General features: G+C 73.1%; 15 protein-coding genes and 2 riboswitches. Of the genes, 6 read left to right on the top strand and 9 right to left on the bottom strand.

The window, feature by feature from the left end; genetic code table 11:
- Positions 1 to 15: 15 nt before the first annotated feature.
- From P3H78_RS28150 to P3H78_RS28140, 3 genes are all read right to left on the bottom strand, one after another.
- Entirely contained in the window at positions 16 to 810 is a 795-nt protein-coding gene (locus P3H78_RS28150; RefSeq protein ID WP_276111994.1) for an enhanced serine sensitivity protein SseB C-terminal domain-containing protein, read from the bottom strand.
- Positions 811 to 1180: 370 nt separating this feature from the next.
- Complete coding sequence (locus P3H78_RS28145; protein WP_276111993.1) at positions 1181 to 1984, bottom strand: enhanced serine sensitivity protein SseB; 804 nt, start codon at positions 1982 to 1984, stop codon at positions 1181 to 1183.
- A 200-nt stretch (positions 1985 to 2184) separates the two neighbouring features.
- Positions 2185 to 2874, bottom strand: a complete 690-nt coding sequence (locus tag P3H78_RS28140; protein ID WP_438828058.1) for an AAA family ATPase — start codon at positions 2872 to 2874, stop codon at positions 2185 to 2187.
- Between the two features lie 173 nt (positions 2875 to 3047).
- Positions 3048 to 3145: riboswitch (glycine riboswitch) on the top strand.
- Positions 3146 to 3261, top strand: a riboswitch (glycine riboswitch).
- Between the two features lie 76 nt (positions 3262 to 3337).
- On the opposite strand from P3H78_RS28140, the gene gcvT reads away from it, so the two are divergent.
- The 6 genes from gcvT to P3H78_RS28110 all read left to right on the top strand — a co-directional run bounded on the left by gcvT (position 3338) and on the right by P3H78_RS28110 (position 9883).
- Positions 3338 to 4456 (top strand): glycine cleavage system aminomethyltransferase GcvT, encoded by a 1119-nt coding sequence (gene gcvT / locus P3H78_RS28135; RefSeq protein WP_276111991.1) that lies wholly within the window; start codon positions 3338 to 3340, stop codon positions 4454 to 4456.
- 136 nt (positions 4457 to 4592) lie between these two features.
- Positions 4593 to 4970 carry a glycine cleavage system protein GcvH gene (gene gcvH, locus P3H78_RS28130; protein WP_276111990.1) on the top strand — a complete coding sequence of 126 codons (378 nt, stop codon included), beginning with the start codon at positions 4593 to 4595 and terminating at the stop codon, positions 4968 to 4970.
- A gap of 15 nt (positions 4971 to 4985) precedes the next feature.
- Positions 4986 to 6248 (top strand): serine hydroxymethyltransferase, encoded by a 1263-nt coding sequence (gene glyA / locus P3H78_RS28125; protein ID WP_276111989.1) that lies wholly within the window; start codon positions 4986 to 4988, stop codon positions 6246 to 6248.
- A 134-nt stretch (positions 6249 to 6382) separates the two neighbouring features.
- On the top strand, positions 6383 to 7750 hold the full coding sequence (locus P3H78_RS28120; protein WP_276111988.1) for an L-serine ammonia-lyase: 1368 nt from the start codon (positions 6383 to 6385) through the stop codon (positions 7748 to 7750).
- Between the two features lie 452 nt (positions 7751 to 8202).
- A complete protein-coding gene (locus P3H78_RS28115) occupies positions 8203 to 9234 on the top strand; it encodes a phosphatidylinositol-specific phospholipase C domain-containing protein (RefSeq protein ID WP_438828057.1) in 1032 nt (343 codons plus the stop codon).
- A gap of 91 nt (positions 9235 to 9325) precedes the next feature.
- Positions 9326 to 9883 (top strand): glycoside hydrolase family 25 protein, encoded by a 558-nt coding sequence (locus P3H78_RS28110; protein ID WP_276111987.1) that lies wholly within the window; start codon positions 9326 to 9328, stop codon positions 9881 to 9883.
- Here the strand turns inward: P3H78_RS28110 and P3H78_RS28105 are convergent, their stop codons facing one another.
- From P3H78_RS28105 to P3H78_RS28080, 6 genes are all read right to left on the bottom strand, one after another.
- Positions 9884 to 10546 (bottom strand): NADPH-dependent F420 reductase, encoded by a 663-nt coding sequence (locus P3H78_RS28105; RefSeq protein WP_438828056.1) that lies wholly within the window; start codon positions 10544 to 10546, stop codon positions 9884 to 9886.
- A 185-nt stretch (positions 10547 to 10731) separates the two neighbouring features.
- Positions 10732 to 10944: an EF-hand domain-containing protein gene (locus P3H78_RS28100; protein ID WP_276111985.1), complete on the bottom strand. Its 213-nt coding sequence runs from the start codon at positions 10942 to 10944 to the stop codon at positions 10732 to 10734.
- Between the two features lie 125 nt (positions 10945 to 11069).
- Positions 11070 to 12248 (bottom strand): YVTN family beta-propeller repeat protein, encoded by a 1179-nt coding sequence (locus P3H78_RS28095; protein ID WP_276111984.1) that lies wholly within the window; start codon positions 12246 to 12248, stop codon positions 11070 to 11072.
- A complete protein-coding gene (locus P3H78_RS28090; RefSeq protein ID WP_276111983.1) occupies positions 12248 to 13042 on the bottom strand; it encodes a polysaccharide deacetylase family protein in 795 nt (264 codons plus the stop codon). The genes P3H78_RS28095 and P3H78_RS28090 overlap by 1 nt, the downstream gene beginning before the upstream one ends.
- Before the next feature lie 99 nt (positions 13043 to 13141).
- Entirely contained in the window at positions 13142 to 13645 is a 504-nt protein-coding gene (locus tag P3H78_RS28085; protein WP_313884430.1) for an ATP-binding protein, read from the bottom strand.
- A 290-nt stretch (positions 13646 to 13935) separates the two neighbouring features.
- Positions 13936 to 14703, bottom strand: coding sequence for an enoyl-CoA hydratase/isomerase family protein (locus P3H78_RS28080; RefSeq protein WP_276111981.1), 768 nt, complete (start codon positions 14701 to 14703; stop codon positions 13936 to 13938).
- Positions 14704 to 14737 lie beyond the last annotated feature (34 nt).

The following is a 14737-nucleotide window of genomic DNA, read 5'->3' as shown; positions in this document are numbered from 1 at the left end:
GGCCGGGACCGTCGCTCAGTAGCCGCCGTGGACCGGCGGATAGCCGTACCCGGCCGCCGGGGCCTGGACGGGCGCCGCGTGGGCGTCGCGGTCGTAGAACGGCCGGACGTTGGCGCGCAGCCACATCGCGACCGGGTCGTACTCGTCGGACATCGCGACGGTGGACACCGGCAGGCCGTCGGGGACCGCGCCCACGGACTGCTGCATCATCGCGCGCACCGAGTCCACGGCCGGCGGGGTGGTGTCGTACACGTCCAGGCCGATGGCCAGGTACGGCGCGCCGAGCGCGGGCTGCACCCAGGCGCGGCGCAGCGAGCGGACCGCCGGGGTGCGGTGGGCGTTCTGCGTGAGCAGGGCGTAGAACTGCGGGACCTCGATGGCCGGTTCGGTCATCCGCAGGGGCCCGGCGGGCTGCCGGTCGAGGCCCGCGGCGATGCGCCGCAGGTCGAGCCAGGGGATGCCGACGCCGCCGTTCGGCGCGTGCGGGTTGAGCCAGAGGCCGAAGTGGTCGGGGTAGAGGGTGCGGGCGACGTCGAGTCCGTCCACCACCTCGTAGGAACGGTTCCAGCCGCTCGCGGACAGCTCCTGGGCGGAGGTCACGCAGGGCGCGTAGCCGTGGCCGTCGGCCTTCATGAGGCCGTACTGCGCGTCGGGCGAGCCGGACTGGCCGTGCCACAACAGCATCCAGACCTGGCCGGACGACGGGGTGGCGAGCGCGCGCAGGAGCGCCTCGTAGGCGTCGTAGCGCCCGGGTGTCACCTGGCGCAGCGTCTGCTCGACCTGCCCGGCCGCGGCTGTGCCAGCGCTCACCGTGTGTACCGCCCCTTCATGCGCCCTCGACCGAGCCGTGGACCTAGCGCCCCGGCGGGCACCGTGTGCCCGTCAAGGAGCGGCGTCCGGTGCGGGCTCTCGGCGTGCCGGCCGGGCGTCCTCGTACGGGACGTACTCGGGCTTTCGGCTGGTGCTGCGAGAGTGCGCGCCGGGCGTCGCGACGGGGCGAACGCTGCCTGTTGGGGCACTAGCTTAAGCCCGTCCGGGTGCTGCCGACCGCCCTCGTCCCGCGGGCGCGGACGGTGCACGGCGGCGCACACCCCGGCGCGGGACCGGGACCCGGACCGGGCCCGGTGCGGTCCGGACGGGAGCCGGTCCGCGCCCGCGCCCGCCGCCGGCCCTGCGGTCCTCACCCGCCGTGCTGGTAGAACGGCCGGACCCGCTCGCGCATCCACGCACCCACCGGGTCCTGGGCCACGTCGAGGAGGACCAGGTTGACCGGCCAGGGGGCGGCGACCCGGCCGAGGGCGCGGCCGAGGGCGTCCATCGGGCGGATCCGCAGGTCGCCCTCCCACTGGGAGAGTTCGACGCCTATGAACATGACGGGGTCGGCCGTCTCGACGGCGGCAAGGCAGCGGCGGGCGGTGAGCACCACACCGGTCTCGGCGAACTCCGCGGCGGCCGCAGCGAGGAAGTCCACCGGGTCCTCCTGCCAGTCGGGTTCGAAGAGACGGACACGGCCGCCGCTCGTGGGCCCGTCCAGCGGGGTCCGCCCGGTCCGGCACAGCTCGGCCACGGCCGCGGGCGGCACCGGGATGCCGACCACGCCGTCCGGGTTGACGGCGATGCCGACCTGCGGGGGCAGGCCGCGGGCGAACTCCACGGCGGGCGCGATCGTGTACGGCATGTGCCCGCCGGCGACCTGGCGGAACTGCTCCTCGGAGCTGAAGACCGGCACGTACACCTGGCCCTCGATCTCCAGGGTGGGCAGGTCGAGGGGGCCGCTGTCCGGGCCGCCGCCGCTGGGCAGCGGGATCCACAGGAAGCTGCGCCCCAGCACCTCGACGATCCGGCCTCCGGCACCGGGGACGCCGAGGGAGGCCGACAGCACCTCCTCCAGCTCGTTGCCGGGCCATCCGCCGTGCGGGTGGGGGTGCGCCTGTGCCGGGAAGTCCGCGGGAAGGTCCGCGGGGAAGTCCGCCGGGAAGTCCATCTGCCTACCGCCTGCTGGTAACCACTGCTGTGACCGGAAAGGCTAGGCCATGTCGCCGCTCTCCCGCCCGCCCGCGGCGGGAGGCCCGGAGCGGAGGGCCCGGGAGGCGGGGCCGGGGCCCCGGAATGTCCGGCCGAAGCCGTGCGCCCCGCTCCCCTCGGCCCCCGGACCGTGAGGCCGGTTCAGCCCCCGAAGCCGGTTCAGCCCGTGAAGCCGATGCGCCCCAGGGCGTCCGCCGCCTCCCGGTCCAGCACGGTCGCGGAGGCGCACCCGCGGGGCGGCTCCCCGCGCTCGACCGCGCGCAGCAGCCGGGCGGCGGCCCTGCGGTGGCGCAGGAACGCGTAGCGGGAGACGCCGCGGCCCCGGTCGCGCTGGCCGGCCAGCGCGGCGCCGGGCGCCACGTCCAGCAGGAGCAGGTGCAGCCGGCCCCCGCGGCGGCGGGCGGCCCGGGCCAGCCAGCCGCGGACCCAGGCCTGGGTGCCGCAGTCGTGCACCACCATGCCGCCGCCGCGGCGCAGTGCGCGGCGCAGCCCCGCGTAGTGGGCGAGGCGGACCACGGGGCGGTAGAGCGCGTAGGGCAGCAGGCGGGGTGCCCGTGCGTCCCAGCGATCGCGGGTGTCCTGGGAGTCGATCCGCACCCCGTGCACCGCGCGGTGCATCAGCGTGGTCTTGCCGCTGCCGGGCAGCCCGGTGACCACGACGAGGTCCCGGGGGCCGAAGAGCAGGGCGCGCGGGCTGCGGCCGGAGCGCTCCCGCAGGTCGCGCACCACGGGCGCGAGGTGCCGGGCGCCCCGGCCGCGGGCCGTGGCCCGGCGGGGCAGCGCGAGACCGCGCTCGGTCAGCGCCAGGGCGGGGGTCGCCGCCCGCGTCGTCGTCCTGTCCACCGTGATCGTCCTCCCCTGGGGTGGGCCGCCGTCGCCGTCCCCCGCAACTGTAAAGAGAAGGTAATGCACGGTGCTTCGGGATTTCGTGCGCGTACCGCCACAGACCGGTTACGGAAGCGGCCCTGCCGTGATCGGGCCGGGCGTGCAATGATGTGCGCGCCAACTGCATACCGGCCGCTTGAATCCGCGCGGGAGAGTCCCCAGCAGCCTTCGCTGGGGCGCCGAAGGAGCAAGTCCCTCCCTTGAATCTCTCAGGCCCCGTTACCGCGCGGGCGAGGCACATCTGAAAAGCGGGCCGCTGCCGCAGTGGCTCCACCCAAGGTGCAAGCCGTGTCCGCCCGTCCACCGGGAGTCATGGCGAACCTCTCAGGTTCCGATGACAGATGGGGAGGAACGTTCCTCGCCCATCCCCACGCCCGGTTCCGCTCGCGCGGGGGTGCCCATCGCCAGCCTGGGAGACGACCGACCGATGAGCAGTACCGAACTCCGCCGCACCGCGCTCGACGCCGTGCACCGTTCGCTCGGCGCGACGATGACCGACTTCGCCGGCTGGGACATGCCGCTGCGCTACGGCTCCGAGCGCGACGAGCACCTCGCGGTGCGGACCCGGGCCGGCCTCTTCGACCTCTCGCACATGGGCGAGATCACCGTCACCGGCCCGCAGGCCGCGCAGCTGCTGAACCACGCCCTGGTCGGCAACATCGCGTCCGTCGGCGTGGGCCGCGCCCGCTACACCATGATCTGCCGGGCGGACGGCGGCATCCTGGACGACCTCATCGTCTACCGGCTCGCCGAGACCGAGTACATGGTGGTCGCCAACGCCTCCAACGCCCAGGTGGTGCTGGACGCGCTCACCGAGCGCGCGGCCGGTTTCGACGCCGGGGTCCGCGACGACCGCGACGCCTACGCGCTGATCGCCGTGCAGGGCCCGGAGTCCCCCGGCATCCTGAAGGCGCTCACGGACGCCGACCTGGACGGCCTGAAGTACTACGCGGGCCTGCCGGGCACCGTGGCGGGTGTGCCGGCGCTGATCGCCCGCACCGGCTACACCGGCGAGGACGGCTTCGAGCTGTTCGTGAAGCCGGAGCACGCCGTGGCCCTGTGGCAGGCGCTGACCGAGGCGGGCGCGGGCGTCGGTCTGGTGCCGTGCGGGCTGTCCTGCCGCGACACCCTGCGCCTGGAGGCGGGCATGCCGCTGTACGGGCACGAGCTGTCGACCTCACTGACGCCGTTCGACGCGGGGCTCGGCCGGGTCGTGAAGTTCGAGAAGGAGGGCGACTTCGTCGGGCGCGAGGCGCTGGAGGCGGCCGCCGAGCGCGCCGCGTCGACGCCGCCGCGCGTCCTGGTCGGCCTGGTCGCCGAGGGCCGCCGGGTCCCCCGCTCCGGGTACCCGGTCGTCGCGGGCGGCGCGGTGGTCGGCGAGGTCACCTCCGGCGCTCCCTCCCCCACGCTGGGCCGGCCGATCGCCATGGCCTACGTGGACGCCGCGCACGCGGCGCCGGGCACGGCCGGCGTGGGCGTGGACATCCGGGGCAGCCACGAGCCGTACGAGGTCGTGGCGCTGCCCTTCTACAAGCGCCAGAAGTAGACCCTGGGCGCCACCAGCAGGCGCCGGTCGCGTTCCGCCCACAGGGCGTGACCCTCTGCACACGCCGCCCGCCCGTCCGGCGGACCCGGCGGTCCCCCCTTCAGCACCACTCCCCCGCGTACAGGAGAATCAGGCCATGAGCAACCCCCAGCAGCTGCGTTACAGCAAGGAGCACGAGTGGCTGTCGCCCGTCGAGGACGGCGTCGCCACGGTCGGCATCACCGAGTTCGCGGCGAACGCGCTCGGCGACGTCGTCTACGCCCAGCTCCCCGAGGCCGGCTCCACGGTGACCGCGGGCGAGACCTGCGGCGAGCTGGAGTCGACCAAGTCGGTGTCCGACCTGTACTCCCCGGTCAGCGGTGAGGTCGTCGAGGCCAACCAGGACGTGGTGGACGACCCGTCGCTGGTGAACTCGGCCCCCTTCGAGGGCGGCTGGCTGTTCAAGGTGCGCCTCGCGGGCGAGCCGGCGGACCTGCTCTCCGCCGCCGAGTACGACGCCCACACCACCGGCTGAGGAGCGCACCCGCAGATGTCCCTTCTGAACACGCCCCTGCACGAGCTCGACCCGGACGTCGCCGCCGCCGTCGATGCCGAGCTGCACCGCCAGCAGTCGACGCTGGAGATGATCGCCTCGGAGAACTTCGCCCCGGCCGCGGTCATGGAGGCGCAGGGCTCGGTCCTCACCAACAAGTACGCCGAGGGCTACCCGGGCCGCCGCTACTACGGCGGCTGCGAGCACGTCGACGTGGTCGAGCAGATCGCGATCGACCGGGTGAAGGCCCTGTTCGGCGCCGAGCACGCCAACGTGCAGCCGCACTCCGGCGCCCAGGCCAACGCCGCCGCGATGTTCGCGCTGCTCAAGCCCGGTGACACGATCATGGGCCTGAACCTCGCGCACGGCGGGCACCTGACCCACGGCATGAAGATCAACTTCTCCGGCAAGCTCTACGACGTCGTCGCCTACCACGTGGGCGAGGACGGCACGGTCGACATGGCCGAGGTGGAGCGGCTGGCGAAGGAGTCCAGGCCGAAGCTGATCGTGGCCGGCTGGTCCGCCTACCCGCGGCAGCTGGACTTCGCCGCCTTCCGCCGGATCGCGGACGAGGTCGGCGCGTACCTCATGGTCGACATGGCGCACTTCGCCGGCCTGGTGGCCGCGGGCCTGCACCCGAACCCGGTCCCGCACGCCCACGTCGTCACCACCACCACCCACAAGACGCTGGGCGGCCCGCGCGGCGGTGTGATCCTCTCCACGGCCGAGCTGGCCAAGAAGATCAACTCCGCGGTCTTCCCCGGTCAGCAGGGCGGTCCGCTGGAGCACGTGATCGCCGCCAAGGCGGTCTCGTTCAAGGTCGCGGCGAGCGAGGACTTCAAGGAGCGGCAGCGCCGTACCCTGGAAGGCGCCCGCATCCTGGCCGAGCGCCTGGTGCAGGACGACGTGCGCGCGGTGGGCGTGGACGTGCTGTCCGGCGGCACGGACGTGCACCTGGTCCTGGTCGACCTGCGCAACTCGGCACTGGACGGCCAGCAGGCCGAGGACCGCCTCCACGAGGTCGGGATCACCGTCAACCGCAACGCGATCCCGAACGACCCGCGTCCGCCGATGGTCACCTCCGGACTGCGGATCGGCACGCCGGCCCTCGCCACCCGCGGCTTCGCGGCCGAGGACTTCGCCGAGGTCGCCGACGTCATCGCCGAGGCGCTGAAGCCGTCGTACGACGCCGACGCGCTCAAGGCCCGGGTGACCGCCCTGGCCGACAGGCACCCGCTGTACCCGGGGCTCGGCACGTAGCCGCCGAGGGGCGGGCACCGCGCACACTGGAGTCGTCCGGTGGCGCGGTTCCCGCCCCGGGGCGCACCGCGCCCCGCCCGACCCGCACCACCCGAGCACCAGCTTTTGAGCACCATCCGTATGGAGGAGTCACCGTGGCCATCTCGGTCTTCGACCTGTTCTCGATCGGCATCGGCCCGTCCAGCTCCCACACGGTCGGCCCGATGCGTGCGGCGCGCATGTTCGTCCGCCGCCTGCGCAACGAGGGCCTGCTGGAACCGGCCGCGTCGGTCCGCGCGGAGCTGTACGGCTCCCTCGGCGCCACCGGCCACGGCCACGGCACCCCCAAGGCGGTGCTGCTCGGCCTGGAGGGCGACTCGCCGCGCACGGTCGACGTGGAGCGGGCCGACGAGCGCGTGGAGGCCATCAAGGCCTCCGGCCGGCTCAGCCTGCTCGGCGAGCACGAGATCGCCTTCGACTTCGACCAGGACATGGTCCTGCACCGCCGCGAGACCCTCCCCTACCATGCCAACGGCATGACCCTGTGGGCCTACGACGCCTCCGGCGCCGAGCTGCTCACCAAGACGTACTACTCGGTCGGCGGCGGCTTCGTCGTCGACGAGGATGCGGTGGGCGCGGACCGCATCAAGCTCGACGACACCGTGCTGAAGTACCCCTTCCGCACCGGCGACGAGCTGCTCCGCCTCACCCGGGAGACGGGCCTGTCGATCTCCTCGCTGATGCTGGAGAACGAGCGGGCCTGGCGCTCCGAGGAGGAGATACACGAGGGCCTGCTGGAGATCTGGCGGGTGATGCAGGGGTGCGTGCGGCGCGGCATGACCCGCGAGGGCATCCTGCCCGGCGGGCTGCGGGTGCGCCGCCGTGCGGCCGTCACCGCGCGTCAGCTGCGCGCCGAGGGCGACGCGCTGGCCCGCTCGATGGAGTGGATCACCCTGTACGCGATGGCCGTGAACGAGGAGAACGCGGCCGGCGGCCGGGTCGTCACCGCCCCCACCAACGGCGCGGCGGGCATCATCCCGGCGGTCCTGCACTACTACATCAACTTCGTCCCCGGTGCCGACGAGGAGGGCGTGGTCCGCTTCCTGCTCGCCGCGGGCGCGATCGGCATGCTGTTCAAGGAGAACGCCTCCATCTCCGGCGCCGAGGTCGGCTGCCAGGGCGAGGTCGGCTCGGCCTGCTCGATGGCGGCGGGCGCCCTCGCCGAGGTCATGGGCGGCACGCCCGAGCAGGTGGAGAACGCCGCGGAGATCGGCATGGAGCACAACCTGGGCCTGACCTGCGACCCGGTCGGCGGCCTGGTCCAGATCCCCTGCATCGAGCGCAACGGCATGGCCGCGGTCAAGGCCGTCACCGCCGCCCGCATGGCCCTCCGCGGCGACGGCTCCCACAAGGTCTCCCTCGACAAGGTCATCAAGACCATGAAGGACACCGGCGCCGACATGTCGGTGAAGTACAAGGAGACGGCCCGGGGCGGGCTGGCGGTGAACATCATCGAGTGCTGAGCCGGTCTTCCGGCCCGGAGGCCCCGGTCGGGGCCTCTCGTCCACGCGGTGGTCGCCCTCCCGCACCGCCCGGTGTGTACGGGAGGCCGACCGTCACCGCTGGCCCCCTTGTGCAGGAATGACGGCCCGGGGTGTCCGTGACCGACACCCTGGAGGCTGTTTCGACTTCCCGTTGCGGACGAGGAGCCCTGGGCAACCAGCGCATTTCGCATGATCCCCCCGCGTTGACGGCGGGCGGTCGTGCCGTGCGCCGCCTGCGCCCCTGCGCGGGGACCAGGGCCCACGGCCGCACTGCTCCGTGCCGGGCTCGGCTGCTGCGTTGCGAACGGCAGGAGCCGTCCGGCGGTGCCCCGCCCTTCGCGCGACCGAATCCCGTCTACCCCCCGGCGATCCCGCCCCCCTAGTCTTCCGCCGACTCGGCCGCGGAGCAGGGGAGTGGGGACGTGCGGATGATGCGTGGGATCAGACGGTCGGCGGTGCTGCTGGGTGCGGCTCTGGTGGTGGCGGTGCTGCCGGGCGCCGCGCGGGCGGCGTCGCCGACGTTCGCCGGGACGACGGCCATCGGTACGCACAACGCGTACGACAAGGCCAAGTACCCCTATTTCGCACAGGCGCTGGACTCCGGCGCCTCGCTGCTGGAGATCGACGTCTACACCGACCCGCTGACCAGGCGGTGGCGGGTCAGCCACAGCAACCCGTTCGGCGACGACAACAACTGCGCGGCGGCGAAGACGCCGGAGGAGCTGTACGGCAAGGCCCGCAACCAGGACCTCGGCGGCTGCCTGGACGACATCGCCGCCTGGCACCGGCTCCATCCCGACCACCGGCCGATCGTCTTCAAGGTGGAGATGAAGAACGGCTTCAACCAGACCATCGGCCTCGGCCCGGCCGCGTTCGACACCCTGGTCCGGCAGAAGCTGGGCAGCATGGTCTACACGCCCTCCGACCTCCTGGGCGGCACCTACGCCTCGGCGGACGCCGCCGCCCGGGCCGACGCCTGGCCGTCCCGGGACGCGCTGCGCGGCAGGGTCGTGTTCGAGCTGATCCCGGGCACCGTGGAGCAGGCCAACCCCTTCGACCACTACTGGACCGACCAGGAGTACGGCGACCACCTGCGCGGCCTGTACGCCGCCGGGCGCATCGCCGAGGCACAGGCCTTCCCCGCGGTGCTGGGGGCCGCGGCGGGCGACCCGCGCACCACCCGCTACGACGCCTCCATCCGCCCCTGGTTCGTCTTCTTCGACGGGGACGCGGCCACCTACCTGGACAACGGCTACGACACGTCGTTCTACTCGGCGAACCACTACATCCTGATCGCTACCGACGCGGCCGGCGTCGCCCCGGCGATCTCCTCGACGCATCCGACCGACGCCGAGGTGGCCGCGCGCCTGTCGCTGCTCGCCGGACACCATGCGAGCCTCATCACGTCGGACTGGTCCGCGAAGCCGGCGTCCGTCCTCGGATCGGTCACCGCACGGGACTGACGTGCGAACAGGCGGCAGGGATCGCCCGTAAGTGTGTGGGGCAGAACTTCAGACAACGACTCCTCCCCCACGGCACCTCAAGGGAGTTCCCATGCTGCGCGGCATCGACGTCAGTGCCTTCCAGTCCTCCTCGTACGGCACGGACGGCCTCTCCTTCGTCTTCATCAAGGCGACGGAGGGCCGTTCGTACGTCAACTCCAAGCTCACCGCCCAGACCAAGCGCGGCCGGGACGCCGGCCTGGTCGTGGGCTTCTACCACTTCCTCTGGCCCGGCGACATCACCGCCCAGGCCGACTACTTCGTGGCGCACGCCCCCGAGCAGGCGGGCGACATCCTCGCCGTCGACTGGGAGACCACCGGCGACGGCACCCACGCCTCCAACGCGGAGAAGGACAGCTTCCTCCGGAAGGTGAAGCAGCTGCGGCCGCACAACCGGGTGGTGCTGTACTGCAACCGCAGCTTCTGGCTGGGTATCGACACGACGTCCTACGCCGGCGACGGCCTGTGGATCGCGGACTACGTGTCCGCCGGTCATCCGCGCATCGAGGCGAGCTGGCGCTTCCACCAGTACACCGACGAGCCGCAGGACACCAACGTGGCGAACTTCTCCACCAAGGCGGCCCTGCAGAGCTGGGCGCAGGGCTCCTGATCAGCCGCGGAAGTCGACCGGGCGTTCCGGGGCGGCCTCCGCGAGCGCCCGGGTGACCTCGGCCGTGCCGGCGCGCAGGCCGTAGACCGGGGTGCCCGGCTGCTGGCGCCAGGAGTCGTCGATGCCGCCGGAGTCCACCGTGTCGAAGCCGAGCTCGTCGATCAGCGCCCGGACCTTCGCCTTCGCGGCCGCGTCGTCGCCGGCCACCGGCAGCGCCATGCGCCCGGGGTCGCCGGCGGGGCGCGGCCGCTCCAGGATGTCCTGGGCGTAGGTGCCGTTGAAGGCCTTGACGACGGGGTGGCCGAGGTGGCCCTCGGTCCAGCGGCTCTCGGTGAGCCCGTCGTCCTCGATGGCGGCGATGCGCCCGTCGCGCTCCTGCGGGTAGTAGTTGCCGGTGTCGATCACGGCCGCGTCCGCGGCGGCCCCGTCGAGGAGTCCGGCCGGCAGGTCCGGGACCGCCTTCAGCGGGACGGTGACGACGACGACCTCGGCGCCGCGGGCGGCCTCGCCGGCCCGGACCGCGGTGGCCCCGGTCTCCTTCGCCAGGGCGTCCAGGGTCTCGGGGCCGCGGGAGTTGGCGACGCGCACGTCGTGGCCGAGGGCGGTGAGCCGCCGTGTCAGGTTGCCGCCGATGTTGCCCGCGCCGATGATGCCGATCTTCATGGTGGCCTCGCCCTTCCGGGGTGGGTGTCCTGGGTGCACAGCGTTGCAGCGGCCCCAACCCCGTCCGGCGCCGCGCTATTCCGCCGGTGCGGCGAACGGGTGGCCCCCGGGCGGGCGGCGATGCGGGCCCGGTACGGCGCAGGGGCGCCCGGCGGCCGGCCGCCGGGCGCCCCTGGGCGCGGGACTCACTTGTTCAGGTAGGCCCAGAACTCGTCGAACGACAGGACCTGGTCGCCGTTGAGGTCGCGGGTCCTGATGATCGCCTCCGCCACCGTGTCGGTGACGTTCCAGTCGCCGCCCTGGGCGAGGGCGGACTTGAACTCGGCGGCGGTGATGAATCCGTCACCGTCCGCGTCGATCCGCTGGAACTCCTTGCGTGCTGCCTCGATGTCCGCCACGGGTCCGCCCCTTTGTGTCGCGTATGTTCTGTCTTGCTGTCGTACTGACGCAGGTCAGATTAACGGCACGGTCGGGACGGGCGGACGGCGACCACCGGACGGGGCGCCCGCCGCGTCCCCCGGGGTCAGCGGAAGATGCCGGTGTGCCCGAGGGAGTACCGGCCCGGCTGGGGGTAGACGGCGAGTCCGTGGGGGCCCCTGCCGACCTTGATGCGGGCCAGTTCGCGACCGGTGCGGGTGTCGATGGCGTACACCTCGGAGTTGTAGCGCCCCGACAGCCACAGGACCTTGCCGTCGGCGGAGACGCCGCCCATGTCGGGGCTCCCGCCGCCGGGCAGGTGCCACTTGCCGACGAGCTTGTCGTGGGCGAAGTCGAAGAGGGAGATGGTGCCCTCGCCGCGGTTGGAGACGTACATCACGCGCGAGTCCCGGCTGACGTAGAGCCCGTGGGCGCCCTTGCCGGTGGGCAGGAACACGGGCTTGCCGAAGGTGGCGCCGTCCACGATCCACATCCCGTCGGCCACCATGTCGGCGATGTAGAACCGCTTGCCGTCGGGGGACATCTTCACGTCCTGCGGCATGGCGCCGTGGTAGGGCAGCTTCTGCTGTCCGACGACCTTCATCTGCGCGGTGTCGACCTTGAGCAGCTCGCCGCTGAACTCGCAGGAGACGATGAAGTAGCGGCCGTCCGTGGAGAAGTCGGCGTGGTTGACGCCGTAGCAGTCGACCGGGACGGACTTGACGACCTTCATGCTGTGCGCGTCCCGGAACACGAGCCGGCGGTCCGCGGAGGCCATGACGACGGCGTACTTGCCGTCGGGCGTGAAGTACAGGTTGTACGGGTCGTGCACGTCGACCGGCTTCCCGGCCCTGCCGGTCCTCGGGTCGATGGGGGTGAGGCTGTTGCCGAGGTCGTTGTTGACCCACAGGGTCTTCAGATCCCAGGAGGGCACGACGTGCTGGGGCTGGCGGCCGACCGGGATGGTCTCGATGATCTTGTACGTCGCCGGGTCGATGACGGTGACGGTGTTGGAGATGGTGTTGGGGACGTAGACCCGGGAGGGGAAGTCCTTGACCACCGGGGAGAGTTGTCCGGGGCGGTCGGCGGAGTAGACGTCGGACGGGTCGAGGACGGGCGGCATGCCGGGCAGGGTGTCGACGGCCTGCCGCCGCGGCTGGGGCCGGACCGGGGCCTTGCTGCCGAGGGCTTCGTCGGCGTGGTCTCCGGTGCAGGCGGCCAGCGAGGACAGCGCGAGGCAGGCGGCGCCGGCGATCAGGACACGGGCGATGGTGGTGGGGTGCATCAGCTCAGCAGCTCCGTGGTGGTGACCGCGTGGAGGCCGCGGCGGTCGAGTTCGGTGAGGAGGCCGGGGAGGGCGGCGGCGGTGTCCGGGTAGCCGAAGTGCAGGCTGACCACGGATCCGCCGCGGGCCTCGGCGAGGACCTTGCGGGTGATCGCGGCGGCGCCGGGCCGGGTGTAGTCGAGGGAGTCGACGTCGTACGACAGCACGTGCGGGTAGCCGGCGGTGCGGGCCAGACGGGCGACCAGCGGGGACGCCGTCGGGGCGCGCGAGGGCCGGAACCAGGTCCCGATGGAGCCGGTGATCCGCCGCAGGCGGTCCGCGCAGCCGGCGATCTCCGCGCGGGCGTCGGCCTCGGACATGGTGTTGATGGAGACATGGCGCTGGGTGTGGTTGCCGAGGTCGTGGCCGCCGTCGAGGATGCGGCGGGCCATCTCCGGGTGCGCGTCGAGCCAGGTGCCGACGGCGAGCACGGTGACGCGGGCACCGTGCCTCTCGGCCTCGGTGAGCAGCGTGCGGGCGAGCGCGGGGTCGCCCTGGCCGTGGAAGGTGAGTGCGACGCGGGACGCGCCGCGGGGGCCGTGGGTGATCTGCTCGGGCTGCTGCGGGAAGGCGCGCGGGGCGGGCGCGGCGAGGGGCGGGTGGGAGGCGGGGCGCGCGGGGGCTGAGTCGCCGGCTGACGGAGCGTCGGGCCGGGGGCCGGTGGAGGAGCATCCGGCGGCGAGCGCGCCCCCGGCGACGAGCCCGGCTCCGGCCCGCAGCACGCCGCGGCGGTCGGTCGTGGTCACCCGCACCATTTAAGGGGCGCAAGGTAAGAAAACGGGCGATTCACACGTATGGCCGTCGCGTGGGCGTCGGTCATCGGGAGGCGGTTCGCGGCATCCGGGCCGGGCGGGTCAGCGGTCGGCGACCCGCATCTCAAACCAGGTCGTCTTGCCGCGCGGCAGCAGGTCGACGCCCCAGCGGTCGGCGAGTCGGTCGACGAGGAAGAGCCCCCGGCCGCTGACGTCGAGTTCCTGCACCGGCATCAGGCAGGGCAGCCCCCGGGAGGGGTCGCGGACCTCGATGCGGATCCAGCCGCGGCGGTGGCGCATGCGCAGTCCGAACGCGCGGGCCCCGGTGTGCCGTACGGCGTTGCCGACGAGTTCGGAGACCAGCAGGACGGCGTCCTCGGTCATGCGCGGGGTCAGTCCCCACTGGCGCAGGACGACGACCTGGGCGAGCCGGCGGGCGATGGCCGCGGACTCCGGGAGGGACGGCAGCGTGACCTCCGCCTCCGTCGGATTCCCGTACAACTCCAGTGCCTTGAGCGCCCGTTCGTCCTCGACCGCGGGCGACCAGCGTGCCGCGATCGCACGAGCCGGTCCCCGCGGCTGCTCGATGCCCTCCAGCCCCGCCATGCCCCCATCATGGCCGCCCCCCGCACCCTCCGGGGCCGTTCCGGTGGAATGCGCCCCCCGAGCGCCCCCACTGCGCGCCTTCCGATCGGCATATGCCGACGGCACTTCGGATCCTCGGACAGCCCGGCCGAGCTGGGCCGACGGCCTCGTCGCGGGCCTGCGACGGACTCCCCCGGCGAGGCAGGCTTAAGGTCGGCTTAAGGCTCCCCTAACCCGCCCCGCCGGGAGTCCGCGCCCGACGTCACCTCAGGCGCGATCGCTCGCACGGGATGCGGTGCGTGCGGAGCACGTCAGAGGAACTTCGCCTTGCCGGGGCCCTCCTCGACGAAGCTGCGCATCCCGCGCTCGCGGTCCTCCGTGGCGAACAGGCCGGCGAACCAGTTCCGCTCGACGGCGAGGCCGGTGTCGATGTCCGTCTCCAGACCCGTGTCGACCGCCTCCTTCGCGGCGCGCAGCGCGATGGCCGGCCCCTGAGCCAGGCGAGCGGCCCAGGCGTGGGCCTCGGTGTACACCTCGGCGGCCGGCACCACGCGATCCACCAGACCGAGGGAGAGCGCCTCGTCGGCCTTCACCTGACGGCCCGTGAAGATGAGGTCCTTGGCCCGGGAGGGGCCCACCAGCCGGGACAGCCGCTGGGTGCCGCCCGCGCCCGGGATCAGGCCGAGCAGGATCTCCGGCTGGCCGAGCTTGGCGTTGTCCGCGGCGATGCGGTAGTCGGCGCAGAGGGCCAGTTCGCAGCCGCCGCCGAGGGCGTAGCCGGTGACGGCGGCGACCACGGGCTTGGGGATGCGGGCCACGGCGGTGAAGGAGTCCTGCAGGGCGCGGGCCCGGACCACCATCGCCGCGTGGTCCATCACCTGCATCTCCTTGATGTCCGCGCCGGCCGCGAACACCTTCTCGCCGCCGTAGATCACCACGGCGCGCACGTCGTCGCGGCGGGTGGCCTCCTCGGCGAGTTCCTTGATCCGGTCCTGGGTGGCGATGTCCAGGGCGTTCATGGGCGGGCGGTTCAGGCGCAGCGTGCCGACGCCCTCGGCGACTTCGAGAGTTGCGGTCATGCAGGCAGGTTAACGGGCACTAACGCCAGCGGGC

This window comes from Streptomyces tropicalis (assembly GCF_029269835.1).
Lineage (GTDB): Bacteria > Actinomycetota > Actinomycetes > Streptomycetales > Streptomycetaceae > Streptomyces > Streptomyces tropicalis.
This window is presented reverse-complemented; position numbering and strand designations above follow the sequence as displayed.

What these genes read in the sequence shown, in the direction of transcription:
- P3H78_RS28090 (WP_276111983.1), bottom strand. Translation starts at nt 13,042, where the DNA reads ATGGTGCGGGTGACCACGACCGACCGCCGCGGCGTGCTGCGGGCCGGA.
- P3H78_RS28095 (WP_276111984.1), bottom strand. Translation starts at nt 12,248, where the DNA reads ATGCACCCCACCACCATCGCCCGTGTCCTGATCGCCGGCGCCGCCTGC.
- P3H78_RS28110 (WP_276111987.1), top strand. Translation starts at nt 9,326, where the DNA reads ATGCTGCGCGGCATCGACGTCAGTGCCTTCCAGTCCTCCTCGTACGGC.
- P3H78_RS28080 (WP_276111981.1), bottom strand. Translation starts at nt 14,703, where the DNA reads ATGACCGCAACTCTCGAAGTCGCCGAGGGCGTCGGCACGCTGCGCCTG.
- P3H78_RS28085 (WP_313884430.1), bottom strand. Translation starts at nt 13,645, where the DNA reads ATGGCGGGGCTGGAGGGCATCGAGCAGCCGCGGGGACCGGCTCGTGCG.
- gcvT (WP_276111991.1), top strand. Translation starts at nt 3,338, where the DNA reads ATGAGCAGTACCGAACTCCGCCGCACCGCGCTCGACGCCGTGCACCGT.
- glyA (WP_276111989.1), top strand. Translation starts at nt 4,986, where the DNA reads ATGTCCCTTCTGAACACGCCCCTGCACGAGCTCGACCCGGACGTCGCC.
- gcvH (WP_276111990.1), top strand. Translation starts at nt 4,593, where the DNA reads ATGAGCAACCCCCAGCAGCTGCGTTACAGCAAGGAGCACGAGTGGCTG.
- P3H78_RS28105 (WP_438828056.1), bottom strand. Translation starts at nt 10,546, where the DNA reads ATGAAGATCGGCATCATCGGCGCGGGCAACATCGGCGGCAACCTGACA.
- P3H78_RS28115 (WP_438828057.1), top strand. Translation starts at nt 8,203, where the DNA reads ATGCGTGGGATCAGACGGTCGGCGGTGCTGCTGGGTGCGGCTCTGGTG.
- P3H78_RS28145 (WP_276111993.1), bottom strand. Translation starts at nt 1,984, where the DNA reads ATGGACTTCCCGGCGGACTTCCCCGCGGACCTTCCCGCGGACTTCCCG.